This is a genomic window from Lentzea sp. NPDC055074, assembly GCF_053608005.1.
This window is the reverse complement of record NZ_JBSGUQ010000003.1, coordinates 294,433-309,411: the sequence shown is the minus strand read 5'-3', so window position 1 is coordinate 309,411 and position 14,979 is coordinate 294,433. Positions and strand designations below refer to the sequence as shown.

Genomic DNA, 14,979 nt, shown 5'->3' with positions numbered 1-14,979 from the left:
TCGGCGCAGTCTACCGCCGCAGCACCGTGCGGACCGCCACGGTGACCCACGCGACCACCAGCGCGCCGTACAGCACGACGGCCACGCCGGAGAACATCGCCGACGGCACCCGCACCGCGAGCGCGCTCGTGCCCGTCACCAAGGTGCCGAGCGGGAACACGAAACTCCACCACGTCAGGGCGAACGGCAGCCCACGCCGCGCGGTCCGCACGGTGACGGCGGCTGCGAGCGCCACCCACAGCAGCGCGAACCCCCACGTGATCGTGCCGTACAGCACACCGAACGCGGCCTGACCCGGCAGCACGGGCACGCCCGAGAGCAGGTTCGCCGCGGTGATCGACTGACCGAGCGGCCCGAGCACGATCCACAGCGTCGGCACGGTCGAGGCCGCGCCCAACCCGTGCTGCACCAGCCGGTGCCAGATCTGCGGCACGATCACCATCGTCGCGAACAGGCTGACGCCGAACAGCGCGTAGCAGCCGAGCACCATCGCCTGCCGCGACGAGCCCTCCGGAAGGTGCTGCGCCAGCAGTGCTCCCGAGGCGGCGGACACCATCGGCGGCACCACGGGCATCAGCCACCCCGCGAACGCGCGCTCGCCGCTCCCGATCATCCGCAGCGGCACCAGCACCGACGTGGCCAGCCCGAGCAGCGTGCCGGCCGTCCACAGCGTCCAGTCGACGGCGAGCGCGGCGGGCAGCCCGATCCAGTCCTCGCCGAGCAGCAGCGCACCCGTGCCGACGGTCATCAGCGCCATCGGCGGCGCACCCCAGAACTGGGCCATCACGGGGTCCGCGAGCTGGGCGCGGACGGTCTTCCCCGTCCAGCGCCTCGCCGCGGCCAGCACGAGCAGGAGCAGCAGCGCGGCGTCCAGCGCCCAGACGTACGTGGCGGCGGTGCGCAAGCCGGGTATCGAGGCACCGGCCGTGGCGACGATCCCCGTTCCCATCACCGAGGCGAAGAGGTTCGGGCCGAAGGGCGCCGCTCGTCGCACCTCTGGGGCACGGTGTGGTCGAGGTGCGAGAGCGGTCACGACATGACGATCCGCCTGGGGCACCAGGTTCGGTAGGCACCGATCACCGATGTGGACATAGGCTGCCCCTATGCCTCTTCCGCCCAGGGTCACCGACCTGGCCAGCTTCGACCTCCTGCTGAGCGTCGCCGAGCTGGGCAGCATCGGCCGGGCGGCCCAGGCGCACGGCATGTCCCAGCCCAGTGCCAGCGAACGGCTCAGGACCCTGGAGGCGCGCGTCGGCGTGACGTTGCTCGAACGCACCCCGCGCGGCGCCCGGCTCACCACGGAGGGCCAGCTCGTGGCCGGGTGGGCGGCGCAGGTGCTGGCCCGCGCGGCCGACCTCGACGCCGGCATCACGAGCCTGCGCGCGGACCGGCAGAGCCACCTCAGGGTCGCCGCGAGCCTGACCGTGGCCGAGTACCTGCTGCCCACGTGGCTGATCGCCCTGCGGGCGGTCAGCCCGGACACCGCGACCGTGCTGTCCGCGGGCAACTCGGTGCACGTCGCCGAGCAGGTGCTGGCGGAGAAGGCGGACCTGGGGTTCGTCGAGAGCACCGACGTGCCGGCCGGGCTGGCGAGCCGCGTCGTCGCGCACGACGAACTGGTGCTCGTCGTCGCGCCCGCCCACCCCTGGGCCCGGCGGCGGCGCGTCACCGCCGCGAAGGCCGCCTCGACGCCGATGGTCAGCCGGGAGTCCGGGTCGGGCACGCGGCAGGCCTGGGAACAGGCGCTGAAGGCCGCGGGCGTCACCGGGTCCGCCGTGCCGCTGCTGGAGATGTCGTCGACCACGGCGATCAAGGCGGCGGCCATCGGCGGCATCGGCCCGGCGGTGCTCAGCCTCCACACCGTGGCCGCGGACATCGCCGCGCGCACACTTGTCCGCGTCGAGGTGGGCGAGGTGGACCTGCACCGCGCGTTGCGGGCGGTCTGGCCGTCCGGCCGGACACCCCGGGGTCCCGCCTCCGACCTGTTGACCGTCGCGACGCGTACTCTCACCCACCGTGCCGACCGGCGGTAGCAAACAGGTTCGCGCCGCGCGCAAGCGCAAGAAGCGCATGGCTCGTGTCGTCCACGACCTCAGCGACGTCCAGTGGGACGCGCTCAAGACGGCGTGGGGCGGTTGCGCGTACTGCACGACGCCCGCCGGCGCGCTGCAGAAGGACTGCGTGCAGGCCATCTCGCGGGGTGGGCGCTACACGCTCGGCAACGTCGTGCCCGCCTGCGGCTCGTGCAACGCCAGCAAGTGCAACGCCGAGGTGACGGGCTGGCTGCGCCGCAAGAAGCTCGACGAGCGCACGTTCCTGGTGCGCCACTACGAGATCTCGGCCGAGCTCACCGCTCGCTTCCTCACCCCACCAGACGGCGGCGCCACTCCAGCGGAGTGACCCTGATCGACCGGCCGGGATCGCGGTCCCACGCCGTGGTCAGGCCCGCGGCTTCGAGCGCGGCCACGACCTCGTCCCCGACGGCCGTGGTCGTCTCGGCCGAGCCGTCGAACCCGCCGTAGAGCAGCGTCAGCCCGTGGCCCGCCGCCGCGGAGTCCGTGCACTGGCTGTGGAAGTACACGAACCCGCGCGCACCGGGTGCGCTCTCGGCGCCGATCTCGTCCTGGCCGCAGGTGCGGCAGCAGGTGAAGTTCTCGCGTGCGGTGATGCCTGCCTGCTCCAGCGCGGTGAACGCGCGGGTGATCCGTTCGGGATCGGTCTCGCCCTGCCACGCCGCCTGCTCCGCGACCCGCTCCAGCCACAGCCGGTCGACCAGCGCCGCGGCCTGCTCGCGGGTCACGGGCCTGCTGTCCTCGGTGACCAGGTACTCCTCCGCGAGCTCGGTGAGCTGGACGCGGGAGGAGTACCCACCGGCCAGCGCCTCGCGGACGCGCTCCTCCAGCTGCTCGCGGTCGGCGTCGGCGAGGTCGAGCGGCGGCACCTCGGGCGCGGGCGGCATGTCCATCGACGTCCACGGGAGACCCTCGGCCCACCCGGCGTCCTGCCGGGCCCAGCCGGTGAGCGCCGCGATGGTGGCGTCGAGCCCGGCCGTGGTCTCGAAGTGCCGGTCGGCGGTGCCCTCGCGGTGCTCCACCGAGTAGCCGCCCCCGTTCTCGTGCCAGACCTGGGCGAAGACACCGGGCAGGTCGGGTACCCGCTGGATCACCAGGAACCGGTCGCCCTCACCACCGATGCGGCGGACGAGAGCGGCCAGCTCCTCGGCGGACACGCGCACGTGCCGCTCCCAGTTCTCCGTCTCCACCACGATCTCGAGCATGCGGAGACTGTCGCACACGCCCCCGACAGAAAACGCTCAGGCGGAGTTGCGCACGGCGCTGTAGCCGGTGAACAGCGCGTCCCACGCCTTCTTGCACTTCGCGTCCAGCTGCGGGTCCGCGCTCGAGCCACCGGCCGCGAACCACGGCTCGCAGGGCGCGATCTCGGCGAGCTGGCGGCGCACCTCGGTGAGCGCGGCCTGGCCGGTGGGCGGCAGCTTGGCGGACTGCTTCTCGACCTCGTCGATCACGCCTGTGACGTCGGGCATGACGTGGGTGCAGTTGTCGGCCGGGGCGACGGGTTCTCCTCGCAGGCGCGCGGCGCAGTCCACGAGCAGGACGCCGATCGCGTCGAGCCGGGGCTGCAGATCGGGCAGCGGCGAGCCGGTGGACGAGGGCGCGGCCGGGGTGATCGTGGGCAGGGACGAGGTCCCGGTGCCGCACCCGAGCAGGAGGAAAGCCAGCGCAATGGCGGAGTAGCGCATGCAGGGAGCGTAGCGAGACGAAAAGGCCGCCTGAGCTGGGGTGCTCTGGCGGCCTTCTCGTTCACCCGATCAGGTTCAGGCGCGGATGTAGGACTTCACGCCGTCCGGGAAGCCGACCGGGGCGGCGGAGGTGTCGTCCACCGGACCACTCACGACGGCGGACTTGCCCTTGCAGCCCGGCTCGGACCAGATCTTCACGGCGCCGTCCGGGGACAGCGACTGGAAGCCGCCGCGGAGGTCGGCGCACTTGGCCTCGACCTTGACGCCGACCGCGAAGCTGTCGCCGAAGTCCTTCTGGTTCTTGCCGCTGAAGAAGGTCACGGAGTTCGCGGGCTTGGCACCGGGTGCCGGCTGGTTCGGGACCGGGGCGGGCGCCTCGGCCTCGGGCACCGCGCGCTTGCCCTCGGGGTTCATCACGAACCACTTGCCGCCGACGTTCTGGCCGAGGATGTCCCCGGCCTTCTTGTCCTTGTTGAAGAGGTACGCCGGGCGACCGCCGATCGTCACCTGGAGCTGGCCGTCCTGACGCTTGATGAAGCCGATGTTCTCCCGCCGGATGCCGGGGAAGAAGAGCCTCGTGCCCTTGGTGACGGTGATCGCGGGCCAGGTCTTGGCGCACTCACCGTTGCAGTTGGACACCCCGCCGCCCACCGGGTCGTCGCTGAACCAGTAGACCGAGAGGCCCTTTCCGTTCACCACAGCGGGTTCCAGGCCACCGGCGTTGCCGGCGCGCAGCTCCACCCACTTCTGCCTCACCTCGACCGGCGCGCTCTCCGGCGCGCGGTCGCCGGAGCTCTGGTCCGCCTTGTTGGAGTTGGCGGTGCCGCGCAGGAAGTCCACTCCGGACTGCGCGTCCGTCTCCGGCTCGGCCGTGCTCTCCGCGTTCTGCGCCTGTTCCTGTGCGGGAGCGGGGGAACCGGACTGCGCGGCACCCTGACCGCACGCCGTCAGTGCGATGACACCGACCGCGAAAAGGGCAGCAGCGAACCCAACTTGCTTGCGACGCATTGGTTTCTTCTCATTCCTGAGTGGACTGTTCAACCTGTTCACCACTGACACGCACGCGCCGCCGGAACGGTTCGAAGAAGTTCGAGTTGAGACCGCGATCACACGCGTTCCCGAACGCAGCCGGTACCGTTGACGGGGTGAGCATCAGCCTGAGCAGCGATTTCGCGACCGCGGTCCCCGAGATGGCGGTGGCGTGGGAGGCCGTCCCGGTCGCCGAACCGGAACTCCTCGTCCTCAACGAGCCGCTCGCGTCCGAACTGGGACTCGAAGCGGAATGGCTGCGCACGGAGGGTCTGCCCCTTCTCACCGGAAATGTCGCCCCCGGAGTCGCGCAGGCCTACGCCGGTCACCAGTTCGGCGGTTACTCCCCCCGGCTGGGCGACGGCCGCGCGTTGCTCCTCGGCGAGCTCACCGGCGCGGACGGCCGTCTGCGCGACCTGCACCTGAAGGGGTCGGGACGCACCCCGTTCGCCCGCGGCGGCGACGGGCTGGCGGCGGTCGGCCCGATGCTGCGCGAGTACGTGATCAGCGAGGCCATGCACGCGCTCGGCATCCCGACGACGCGGGCGCTGGCCGTCGTCTCCACCGGCCACGTCGTGCAGCGCGAGGAACCGCTGGCCGGCGCCGTGCTGGCACGGGTCGCCGCGTCGCACCTGCGCGTCGGCAGCTTCCAGTACGCCCGCAACACCGGTGACCTGGAGCTGCTGCGGCGTCTCGCCGACCATGCGATCGCCCGCCACCACCCGGGCAGCACCTATCTGGAGCTGTTCGCTCAGGTGGTCGCGGCCCAGGCTTCCCTCGTGGCGCGCTGGATGCTCGTCGGCTTCATCCACGGCGTCATGAACACGGACAACATGACGATCTCCGGCGAGACCATCGACTACGGGCCGTGCGCCTTCATGGAGGCCTACGACCCGAGGACGAAGTACAGCTCGATCGACGAGGGCGGCCGTTACGCGTACGGCAACCAGCCGATCATCGCCGAGTGGAACCTGGCCCGGCTCGCGGAGGCGTTGCTGCCGCTGTTCGCGGAGGACGAGGACGAGGCCGTCTCGCTCGCCCTCGCGACGCTGCGGACGTTCGACGCGCACTTCGAGGAGGCGTGGATCGGCGGCATGCGGGCGAAGCTGGGGGTGTCCGGCGACGTGAAGCCTCTGGTCAAGGACCTGCTCGTGCTGATGCACGAGAACCACGTCGACTTCACGTCGTTCTTCCACCTGCTCGGCAAGGCGGCCAAGGGCGACGCGGAACCCGCCCGTTCGCTGTTCCTGGACCTCGCGGGCATCGACGCGTGGCTCGCGCGGTGGCGGGAGCTGGGCCCGGACGCGGACGTGATGGACGGCGTGAACCCCGTCTACGTCCCGCGCAACCACCTCGTGGAGGAGGCGCTGGCGGCGGGAGCAGCCGGGGACATGGGCCCGTTCGACCGTTTGCTGAAAGCGGTTACCTCCCCGTTCGGCGAACGACCCGGCCTGGAATACTTCTCGTCCCCTGCGCCGCAGGACTTCAGTGCCACCTACCGGACCTACTGCGGGACTTGATGAAGCTGCAGCCGATCGGCCACGTCGAATCGCCCCTCACCGACCGCTCCGCCGCGCCCAGGCAGGCGGACGAGGGGGCGCCGGAGGCCTTGCTCGTGTTCGCGCCCGAGTACGCGCGGGCGATGCGGGAACTGGAAGCGGGCCAGGACGTCCTGGTCCTCACCTGGCTCGACCGCGCCGACAGGTCGGTGCTGGCCGTGCATCCCCGCAGCGACCCGTCCCGGCCGGAGACCGGCGTGTTCTCCACGCGGTCACCCGACCGGCCGAACCCCATCGGGCTGCACCACGTCCGGATCACCGCGGTCGAGGACCTCGCGGTGCGGGTGGCGCACCTGGAGGCCGTGGACGGCACGCCGATCGTCGACGTGAAGCCCGTCCTGGGCACCGAACGCTGACCTACTGGGGGTCGCGCGGACACCCCTCGGTGTCCGGCTTCACCACGAGGTCCTCGCCGAACGGCAGCTCCCCGCACAGCAACCTCGGTGTCGAGGTCGTGTCCGTGTTGCCCTGCAACACGAGCACGGCCTTGTTCGCCGGCAGCCGTGTGCTGGTCTCGAAGCCGATGGTGCCGGTGGCGCCCTGGATCGCGTTGTCCGGCCGGATGCGCCCGATGCCCGCGAGCAGTCCTTCCCGCACCCGCGCGCCGGGGTCGGTGCGGCGCACCTGTCGCACCCCCTCGGCCAGCACCTGCATCGCGTCGTAGGCGGTGGCCGAGCGCCCGTCGCCGAGCGACTGGCAGGTCCTGCGGAACGCGTCGAGGTAGTTCTTGTAGAACGGCACCTTGGCGCAGTCCGCCCACGCGGCGGGGCTCGCGAACGACACGTAGTCCAGCCGCACGTTGGGGAACTGGGCCATCGTGCCCTCGAGGATGAACCGCGTGGACGAGTCGCTCGCGATCACCGTCGGCGTGCGGCCCTGGCACTTGCTGTTCATGCCGCGCAGGAACTCCGCGAGGTTCTGCGAGCGGCCGACGTAGAAGACCGCGTACCCCGGTCTCGGTTCCGGCGGGCAGGCGCCCTGGCCGAGACTGGACGGCGCGAGGCCCTCGTCGTCGTTCGCCACCCGGTACGACTTGTACTGGCTGACGGTGATCCCCTTCTCGGCGAAGGAGGCGCGGGCGTCCTCGGCGAGGTTCTGGCTGTAGCGGTCGGTCGGGTCGCCGGAGTAGAAGATCGCCACGTCGGAGACGTTCAGCCTGGTCCGCGCGTAGTAGGCGGCGACCCGCGCCTCGCGGAGGTTGTTGGGCGCGATCTGGTAGTAGTACTCGTTGATCGTCGCCATCTCGTCGGCGGACGTGAGCGTGCCGATGACGGGCAGGGCGTTGCTGCCCAACCGCTTCACGACCGACTTGGCCGTGTCGGTGCTGATCGACAGCCCGGTCACGGCGACCACGCTCCGGTCGCGCGTGGCCAGTTCGATGATCTTGTCCGCGGCGAGGTCGCCGGAGGCGAGGCCGCGCCCGCCCGGTCCTTCGCCACCGTTGGCCAGCAGCAGCCTGATGGGCACGTCGCTGGTCTTCTGCGCCACCCACACGCCGCGCAGTTCCTCGACCAGCGCGTGGAAGCTGTTGGAGGTGCGGGGAGTCAGGACGCTGAGGAACACGATCGTGATGGCGTCCGGCCGCGACTCGGTCTTGCGGTTCTCCTCGACGATGAGGCCGTAGACGGCCTCCAGGTCGGGCCGGATGTCGTCCGGCACCGTGTCGGGGACGAAGTGCCGCAACGGGTCCGCCGACACCCCGATGCACTCGTCACCGACCCGTTCGAGCGGCGCGCGCAGCGACGGGGACCACCACTCGTCGCACCGGGCGTGGTTGAGGAACGGCACGGCGACGAGCGCCCCGGCCAGCAGCACGAGCACGAGGGGCGCGGCCAGTGCCCGCCGCAGCCGCAGATCCGGGTACTCGGACAGCGCGCCGATGATGCCGCGCGCGGGTTCGGTGGCGTCGGTGTCGAGTGCCAGCACCCAGTTCTCCGACCGCGACAGCTGCCGCAGCCAGTCGTGGTAGCCCGCGAGCGCGTCCGCCGCGTGGGTCCGCGGCACCTCGTCCGACTCCCCCGCCGCGACGACGAGCAGCGGATCGGGCCGGCTCAACGGGTTCGCGCGCCACGACTGTCCACTGCGGACCCCGCTGCGGGCCCGGCCGATCGCGTCGACCAGCCACTGCCCCGCCCCGGAGACGTTGTCGATGAGCAGCCACGGGTTCCCGGTGCGGCGACGCCCGGTCCCCCACCACGTCCACCGCCGGTGCGACCGCCTCAGGTCCTCCAGCATCGCCCGGACGAGCAGGTCCCCGACCTCGTCCTCGTGCCGTTCCGCCAGTCGTTCCTTCACGACGGCGCGAGCCAGCCGGTACAGCCCGTGCCGGGACCGCCCGCCGAGCGCCTGCTCCCCCACCCACGTCGCGGGCCGCCACACCAGGGCCATCAACGCGAGCCCGACCCGAGGCATCAACCCGATGACCAGCCGAACCCACCAGGGGAAGTCCTGCGCGAAGTCCTGGGCCCCGTCCGCCGTGACCCGCACGCGCCGCCGCAGGTGCAGCCGGAACTCGCGCGCGATCTCGCGTTCCTCCTCCTCGGCCTCGACCCCGGCGGGCAACGTCAGGTCGAGCAACCACACCACCAGCGCGTAATGCGGGAACCGCAACCGCGCCACACCCCGGACCTCACCGGCCAGCTGCCCCACGACGTCGTCGAGCAACCGCCGGCGAGCCACCGCCTCCCCGTCGACGTGCGCGTAGGGCACCCGCCGCCCCCGAGCCATGCCGGGCCGGTTCGCCAGCGCCTCGAGCGGACTTCCCACTCCGGGCGGCCGCCGCAGGTGGACGATCGGCAACGGCACGTCCCTGCCGGGCCACCGCGGCCGCGTCGACAGCCGGTCGAGCAACCGCAAGAGCTCGACCGCGCCCGCGAACTGCAGGCCGCGAGTCTGCTCGGAACCGGGGAACCACGAACCCACCCTGGACTGCGCCACCCTCGCCCCGTCTCTGCCGGTCCCAAACAGAATCCGGACGGATTGTCGGGCAGCGAGACCGGCTCATTAGCGGGAACGGACTTAATTCGAGGCGGCCGAGAATGAGGTGAGGAGCGTGTGACCGGCGGGTATCCCGCCCGCATGAGCCAGCCAGTACCACCGCCGGACCCGGCGCCTACCACCCCAGGCCCGGACCAGCCGCGCCCCACGGGCCCCGACCAGCCGCGCCCGACAGGCCCAGACCAGCCCCAGCCCACCGGACCCGACCAGCCGCGCCCAACGGGTCCGGACCAGCCCGAGCCGCCGGGGCCCGACCCCGATCCGGTGAGTCCGCCGGGGCCGGATCCGGAGCATCCACCTGGACCGGACCGCGATCCGGTGAGACCACCGGGACCCGATCGCGACCCGTTGCGTCCACCAGGACCGGACCGCGACCCGTTGCAGCCACCAAGACCCGATCGCGACCCGTTGCAGCCACCAGGACCAGACCCGGACCCGCGTCCAGGCCCGGGCCGCGACCCTCTGGGCCCGGCAGAGCCGCCGCGCCCGGGTCCGGGCCGCGACCCCTTCGGGTCGCCGGAACCGAACCCCGATCCGAGGCAGCCACCGAGCCCGACACCGAGTCCGCTGCGGCCACCCGGCCCCGCACCGGGCCCTCTGCAGCCGCCGGGACCGCCACCAGTACCGGGCCCCCTGCGTCCGCCCGGTCCACCACCGGGCCCGCTCCACCCGCCGAGCCCGCCCCCACTTCCGCCGAACCCGGTGGTTTGAGCCGCGTTCCCCCTGGGTACACCCCTGCCCGACAGGCCGGACCGACCTGGGGAGCGGGCATGCTCAGTGCTCAGGAACATCAGCGGCTCATCGACATCGAGCGACGCCTCCGCGCGTCCGACCCCGACCTGGCCCGCGTGTTGAACGAGGGTCCTCTGGGTCAGAGGACCCCGCTCGAGCGGATCGTCGCGTTCTTCAGGAGGCGACCGGGATCGCCCGGTCCGCGACCGCGTTAGGCGGCGCCTCCGCCCGGTTCCAGCGCATCCGCGACCACGGCAGGTCCATGTCGCTCAACCTGCTGATCTGCCGCGGTCGCAGCGTCTCCGGAGCCGGTGCCTCGGCGTGGCGGGAGTAGGCCGCGTCGACGTAGCGGTGGCCGGTGTCCGGGGCCAGCACCACCACGTGCCGGTCCGGGTCCAGCTGTTGTTCCCACCGGGCCGCCAGGTAGGCCGCGCCGGCGGAGAGGCCCGCGAAGATGGCGTGTTCGCGCAGCAGGGCGACACTGCCGGAGAGGGCAGCGTCGAAGCCGAACCAGTGCACGGTGTCGTAGAGCGTGTGGTCCACGTTGCCGAACGGGATCGAGCTGCCGATGCCCGCGATGATGATCTCCGGGTCGTGCACGTGCTCACTGCCGAACGTGACGCTGTCGAACGGCTGCACGCCCACCAGTTCCACGTCCGGTGAGGTCTCGCGCAGGAACGTCGTCAGGGCTCCCGTCGACGCTCCGGTACCGACGCCGCCGACCACGGAGAGCCGTGAGCAGTCGGCGTGCTCGCGGATCAGGTCGGCGATCGGGCGGTAGCCGCGGTAGTGGACGTCGTCGTGGTACTGCCGCATCCAGTGGTGCCTCGGGTGGTCGCGCAGGATCTCGCGCACCCGTGCGACCCGGCGGCTCTGGTCCATCTTCAGGCTCGCGGACGGCGGCATGGGCTCCACGGTGGCGCCGAGGATCTCCAGCTGCGTGCGCAGCGTCTGGTCGACGGTGGTCGAGGCGACGATGTGGCAGTGCAGGCCGTGGCGGTGGCAGGCCAGTGCCAGGGCGTGCGCGTAGATGCCGCTGGAGCTGTCCACCAACGTGTCGCCGTGCGCGATGGTGCCGCGTTCGAGCAGGAAGCGGACGGCTTCGAGCGCCGAGGCGACCTTCATCGTCTCGAAGCGCAGGCAGAGGGTGCGGGAGTCGAGGCGTACCAGGGCCGGGCGGCTGAGGGCGTCAGCGATGTGGTCGTCCACGTCTTCTCTCATGTTCGGGCTCGGTAGCGGTACAGCGCGGTCTCGTCGGCGCTGAACTGCGAGAACGGGAACGGCTCCGCGGACAGGGCCGTGACGCCCTCGCCGAGGAAGTGGCGGGCCACTGCGCTCGCGGTCTGCGCGTAGACGATCAGCGGGACGTCGCGCGCACGGCAGCTGCGCAGGATCTCGTCGAACGTCCCGTTGCCGATCGTCATGCCCGTGGCGACGACGGCGTCCGCCACCCCGAGCACGTCCCGCATGTCCGGGGTGACGGGGTCGCCCCACTGCGTCGTCCTCAGCGAGAGGTCGCACGGAAGGCACTCGGCGCCGCGCTCGCGGATGGCCGCCACCAACGGGTTCACCACGCCGATCAACGCCACCTTGGCACCCGCCGGCACGTCGAGCAGCCCGGCCACGGCCGCGTCACGGGCCCGTGCCCGTTCCTCCGGGGTGCCCACGGGCAGCACCACCCGCTCGGCGTCGGAGGTGCGATGTGGACGGACGCTGCCGAGGTACGCGTCGAGCGCGGCCACCCGCACCGGCGCCGGCGCCTCCCGGAGCACCGTGGCGACGGGAGCGCCGGAGTAGTTCGCGCACACCGCCGGATCGGCGTCGCCCTCCGCGAACGCGCACGCGCCGAACGCCGTCCCGATCCGGGCCAGCACGTACTGGTTGCGATAGGTGGTGTCACCGCCCGCCAGCCGAGTGCCGTGATGCACCCAGAACACGCTGGTGGCCGTGATGCCGGCCGGATCCGGACCGTGCCGTCCCTCCAGCACCTCTGTTATCAGATCATCCACAGTGGACATCGATTCCCCCTCCTCGCTCGACCGGCGCGCGGTACCCGACGGCCAGGTGGCCCAGGCCGTCGCGGCCGATCTCGGCTTCCACGTCGAACACCTCGCGCAGCAGCGGCGCGGTCAGCACGTCGGCGGCGGCGCCGTCCGCGACGACCGTGCCCCCGTGCATCAGCACCAGCCGGTCGCAGTAGCGAGCGGCCAGCGCGAGGTCGTGCAGTGCCACCACAACGGTCTGCGGCGTGCTTCCCGCGAGCTCCATCAGCTCGAGCTGGTGCCGCACGTCCAGGTGGTTCGTCGGCTCGTCCAGCAGCAGCCCGGACGTGCGCTGCGCCAGCGCCCGCGCCAGATGCGTCCGCTGTCGTTCCCCGCCGGACAGCTGCTTCCACGGCCGGTCGGCGAGACCCACGAGGTCCAGCCGCTCCAACGCCTCCAGGACGATCACGTGGTCGGCGGCGTCCGGGCCACGCCACCGCGACCGGTGCGCGGTGCGGCCGAGCATCGCGACCTCGGACACCCTCAGGTCGCTGTCGGTGTCGGCCGTCTGCTCGACGAACGCGATCTTGCGCGCCCGTTCCCGGGCGGGCCACGACGCGATCTCCACGCCGTCGTACCGCACCACCCCCGCCGTCGGAGCGCGCAGTCCCGCCACGCACCGCAGCAAGGACGACTTGCCGGACCCGTTCGGTCCGATCAGCCCGACCGTCTCCCCCGGCGACACCGTCAGCGTCACGTCCCGCACGATGGTCTTGCCGGGCACGCCCCAGCTCAGGCCCTCGACGTCGATCCTCACAGCTCACCCCTCCTGCGCAGGACGAGCAGGAAGAGCGGCACGCCGAGCAGCGCCGTGAACACGCCCACCGGCACCTCCAGCGGCGAGAACACCACGCGGGTCAGCGCGTCCGTCCAGACCAGGAACACCGCGCCCACCACCGCCGACAACGGCAACAGCTTGCGGTGCAACGGCCCCACGAGGAACCGGACACCGTGCGGCACGATCAGCCCGACGAACCCGACCGCCCCCACGGCGGCCACGGCCACCGCGGTCAGCACAGAGGTCGTCACCAGCAGCACGACGCGGGTCGCCCGGACGTCCACGCCCAGCGACGAGGCGGTGTCCGTGCCGAACGCGAACCCGTCCAGCGCGGCCGAGCACAGCCACACCAGCAGCAGACCGACTCCCAGCACGACCGCGCACACCGCGACCGAGGTCCAGCGGGCGGACGCGAGCGAGCCGAGCAGCCAGTTGGTGACAGCCCGGATGCTGTCGGCGTCACCGGACGACAGCAGGATCAACGACGTGAGCGCCGCGAACAGCTGCCCCACGACCACACCGGTCAGCACGATCCGCGAGGAGTCCAACCCGGTGCGCCGCAACAACAGCATCAGCAGCCCGAACGCCACCAGCGCGCCGATCAAGGCCCCGCCGGTCACGCCGAGCTGCGAACCCGCGAACCCCAGCACCACCACGACCACCGCGCCGGTCGAGGCACCCGAGGACACCCCGAGCAGGTACGGATCGGCCAGCGAGTTGCGCGTGACGCTCTGCAGCACCGCGCCGCACACCGCCAGCGCGGCCCCGACGAGCGCCGCGAGCAGCACCCGCGGCAGCCTCAGGTCCCAGATCAACGAGTCCAGCAGGCGCGGCAACGGCACGACGGGCATCCCCAGGCGCGACCCGGCCGCCCGGCCGATCTCGGACCAGCCCGCGCCGACCCCGATCCGCACGGCGAGCACCGTCGACACCACGAGGACGACCAGGCTCAGCACGACGACGAGCGTGTTCTTCTTGCGCCGCAGGGGTCTGGGAGAGGTCCGAACGACAGGATCGAGAACAGCGGCGTCAGCCACGGCCGGCGATCTTGTCAAGTCCCGCGCCGAGCGCCTTCAGCGCGTCGACCGTGCGCACCGACGGGTCCATCTCGATGCCCGGCAGCTCGATCACCTTGTTGTCCCGCAACGCCCTGAGCTGTGACACGGCCGGGTGCTCGCGCATCATCGCGAGCTTCTCACTGGCCTTGTCACCGGGGTTTCCGCGCTCGGACAGGTCGCCGATCACGACGACGTCGGGGTCACGCCGGGCGATCTCCTCCCACGACGCCTCCGGCCACTCCTGGTTCAGGTCGTCGAACACGTTGACCGCACCGGCGATCTTGCTCATCTGGCTGGGCATGCCGTCGCGCCCGGCGACGTAGGGAACACCCTTGAACACCGAGTAGACCCACACGACCTTGACGGGATCCCGTTTGACGGCCTGGACCTCGGCGACCGCGGCACGCTGCTCGGCGGCGAGCTGGTTCGCCTTCTCGGTGATGCCGAAGATCTTGCCGAAGTTCTCGTAGTCGCGGAACAGCCGGTCGAACGGCGCGGTGGTGCCGTCCGGGCAGTTCACCGAGCTCACGAACGTGGGCACGCCCAGGGTCTCCAGCTCGTCGCGCGTCCCGGCGCGGTCCGCGGTGAAGAGCTCCTTGAACGACGCCACGACGACGTCGGGGTTGGCCGCGCGCAACGGTTCCGACGTGAGGATCTTCGGCGAGAGCACCGGGATCTTGGCGTAGGCGTCGGCGAACCTCGGCGCGACCTTGGTCTTGACGTTGGCGGTGCCGGCCATGCGGTCCTGCAGTCCCAGTGCCAGCAACGTCTCCGTGGAGTTCTGGTCCAGCGTCACCACCCGTTGCGGCGTGCCGGTGAACGTGAGCTGCTTGCCGCAGCTGTCCACCACCACCGACTGAGCCGTCGGCGCCTGGGCGCCTCCCGGTGCGGCGCAGCCCGCGGCGAACACCGCGACCAACGCCAGTCCGAGACGGGCGGGGTGTGACATCGGATCCTCCAGAAGTTCACTCGAACGGCTTGCGCTACTGTAACGACAATCATTTTCAATGCAACCCTGCCGGAA

15 protein-coding genes are annotated in these 14,979 nt (G+C 71.7%); 5 read left to right on the top strand and 10 right to left on the bottom strand.

The window, feature by feature from the left end:
* Positions 1–10 precede the first annotated feature (10 nt).
* Positions 11–994 carry a TDT family transporter gene (locus ACWF7A_RS08645; RefSeq protein ID WP_452249818.1) on the bottom strand — a complete coding sequence of 328 codons (984 nt, stop codon included), beginning with the start codon at positions 992–994 and terminating at the stop codon, positions 11–13.
* Between the two features lie 109 nt (positions 995–1,103).
* Here ACWF7A_RS08645 and ACWF7A_RS08640 point away from each other — a divergent pair, with 109 nt between their 5' ends.
* On the top strand, positions 1,104–2,033 hold the full coding sequence (locus tag ACWF7A_RS08640) for a LysR family transcriptional regulator (RefSeq protein ID WP_452249817.1): 930 nt from the start codon (positions 1,104–1,106) through the stop codon (positions 2,031–2,033).
* Positions 2,017–2,400, top strand: a complete 384-nt coding sequence (locus ACWF7A_RS08635; protein ID WP_452249816.1) for an HNH endonuclease — start codon at positions 2,017–2,019, stop codon at positions 2,398–2,400. The genes ACWF7A_RS08640 and ACWF7A_RS08635 overlap by 17 nt, the downstream gene beginning before the upstream one ends.
* Here the strand turns inward: ACWF7A_RS08635 and ACWF7A_RS08630 are convergent.
* From ACWF7A_RS08630 to ACWF7A_RS08620, 3 genes are all read right to left on the bottom strand, one after another.
* Positions 2,363–3,277: a DUF6891 domain-containing protein gene (locus ACWF7A_RS08630; RefSeq protein WP_452249815.1), complete on the bottom strand. Its 915-nt coding sequence runs from the start codon at positions 3,275–3,277 to the stop codon at positions 2,363–2,365. The two genes, ACWF7A_RS08635 and ACWF7A_RS08630, sit on opposite strands and share 38 nt — an antisense overlap.
* Before the next feature lie 36 nt (positions 3,278–3,313).
* A complete protein-coding gene (locus ACWF7A_RS08625; RefSeq protein WP_452249814.1) occupies positions 3,314–3,760 on the bottom strand; it encodes a hypothetical protein in 447 nt (148 codons plus the stop codon).
* Between the two features lie 75 nt (positions 3,761–3,835).
* A complete protein-coding gene (locus tag ACWF7A_RS08620) occupies positions 3,836–4,768 on the bottom strand; it encodes a COG4315 family predicted lipoprotein (RefSeq protein ID WP_452249813.1) in 933 nt (310 codons plus the stop codon).
* Positions 4,769–4,905: 137 nt separating this feature from the next.
* On the opposite strand from ACWF7A_RS08620, the gene ACWF7A_RS08615 reads away from it, so the two are divergent.
* The gene (locus tag ACWF7A_RS08615; RefSeq protein WP_452249812.1) at positions 4,906–6,309 is read left to right on the top strand and encodes a protein adenylyltransferase SelO; all 1,404 of its coding nucleotides are present in this window, start codon (positions 4,906–4,908) and stop codon (positions 6,307–6,309) included.
* Positions 6,309–6,704, top strand: coding sequence for a tRNA (N6-threonylcarbamoyladenosine(37)-N6)-methyltransferase TrmO (gene tsaA / locus ACWF7A_RS08610; protein ID WP_452249811.1), 396 nt, complete (start codon positions 6,309–6,311; stop codon positions 6,702–6,704). The genes ACWF7A_RS08615 and tsaA overlap by 1 nt, the downstream gene beginning before the upstream one ends.
* Before the next feature lies 1 nt (position 6,705).
* On the opposite strand, the gene ACWF7A_RS08605 is transcribed toward tsaA, so the two are convergent.
* The gene (locus ACWF7A_RS08605) at positions 6,706–9,285 is read right to left on the bottom strand and encodes an ABC transporter substrate-binding protein (RefSeq protein WP_452249810.1); all 2,580 of its coding nucleotides are present in this window, start codon (positions 9,283–9,285) and stop codon (positions 6,706–6,708) included.
* Between the two features lie 830 nt (positions 9,286–10,115).
* Between ACWF7A_RS08605 and ACWF7A_RS08600 the strand changes: the two genes are divergently transcribed.
* Entirely contained in the window at positions 10,116–10,292 is a 177-nt protein-coding gene (locus tag ACWF7A_RS08600) for a DUF3040 domain-containing protein (protein WP_452249809.1), read from the top strand.
* Here the strand turns inward: ACWF7A_RS08600 and ACWF7A_RS08595 are convergent.
* From ACWF7A_RS08595 to ACWF7A_RS08575, 5 genes are read right to left on the bottom strand one after another with little or no spacing between them, the layout of a single operon-like run.
* Positions 10,252–11,298, bottom strand: coding sequence for a pyridoxal-phosphate dependent enzyme (locus ACWF7A_RS08595; RefSeq protein ID WP_452249808.1), 1,047 nt, complete (start codon positions 11,296–11,298; stop codon positions 10,252–10,254). The two genes, ACWF7A_RS08600 and ACWF7A_RS08595, sit on opposite strands and share 41 nt — an antisense overlap.
* The gene (locus ACWF7A_RS08590) at positions 11,295–12,095 is read right to left on the bottom strand and encodes a Rossmann-like domain-containing protein (RefSeq protein WP_452249807.1); all 801 of its coding nucleotides are present in this window, start codon (positions 12,093–12,095) and stop codon (positions 11,295–11,297) included. The genes ACWF7A_RS08595 and ACWF7A_RS08590 overlap by 4 nt, the downstream gene beginning before the upstream one ends.
* On the bottom strand, positions 12,079–12,876 hold the full coding sequence (locus ACWF7A_RS08585; RefSeq protein WP_452249806.1) for an ABC transporter ATP-binding protein: 798 nt from the start codon (positions 12,874–12,876) through the stop codon (positions 12,079–12,081). The genes ACWF7A_RS08590 and ACWF7A_RS08585 overlap by 17 nt, the downstream gene beginning before the upstream one ends.
* The gene (locus ACWF7A_RS08580; RefSeq protein WP_452249805.1) at positions 12,873–13,934 is read right to left on the bottom strand and encodes a FecCD family ABC transporter permease; all 1,062 of its coding nucleotides are present in this window, start codon (positions 13,932–13,934) and stop codon (positions 12,873–12,875) included. The genes ACWF7A_RS08585 and ACWF7A_RS08580 overlap by 4 nt, the downstream gene beginning before the upstream one ends.
* A complete protein-coding gene (locus ACWF7A_RS08575) occupies positions 13,927–14,904 on the bottom strand; it encodes an ABC transporter substrate-binding protein (RefSeq protein ID WP_452249804.1) in 978 nt (325 codons plus the stop codon). Before ACWF7A_RS08575 ends, ACWF7A_RS08580 begins: the two co-directional genes overlap by 8 nt.
* Positions 14,905–14,979: the final 75 nt, after the last annotated feature.

Bases quoted from the DNA above. Each gene is read 5' to 3' on its own strand.
- ACWF7A_RS08625 (WP_452249814.1), bottom strand. From the start codon at position 3,760: ATGCGCTACTCCGCCATTGCGCTGGCTTTCCTCCTGCTCGGGTGCGGC.
- ACWF7A_RS08575 (WP_452249804.1), bottom strand. From the start codon at position 14,904: ATGTCACACCCCGCCCGTCTCGGACTGGCGTTGGTCGCGGTGTTCGCC.
- ACWF7A_RS08640 (WP_452249817.1), top strand. From the start codon at position 1,104: ATGCCTCTTCCGCCCAGGGTCACCGACCTGGCCAGCTTCGACCTCCTG.
- ACWF7A_RS08620 (WP_452249813.1), bottom strand. From the start codon at position 4,768: ATGCGTCGCAAGCAAGTTGGGTTCGCTGCTGCCCTTTTCGCGGTCGGT.
- tsaA (WP_452249811.1), top strand. From the start codon at position 6,309: ATGAAGCTGCAGCCGATCGGCCACGTCGAATCGCCCCTCACCGACCGC.
- ACWF7A_RS08600 (WP_452249809.1), top strand. From the start codon at position 10,116: ATGCTCAGTGCTCAGGAACATCAGCGGCTCATCGACATCGAGCGACGC.
- ACWF7A_RS08590 (WP_452249807.1), bottom strand. From the start codon at position 12,095: ATGTCCACTGTGGATGATCTGATAACAGAGGTGCTGGAGGGACGGCAC.
- ACWF7A_RS08630 (WP_452249815.1), bottom strand. From the start codon at position 3,277: ATGCTCGAGATCGTGGTGGAGACGGAGAACTGGGAGCGGCACGTGCGC.
- ACWF7A_RS08595 (WP_452249808.1), bottom strand. From the start codon at position 11,298: ATGAGAGAAGACGTGGACGACCACATCGCTGACGCCCTCAGCCGCCCG.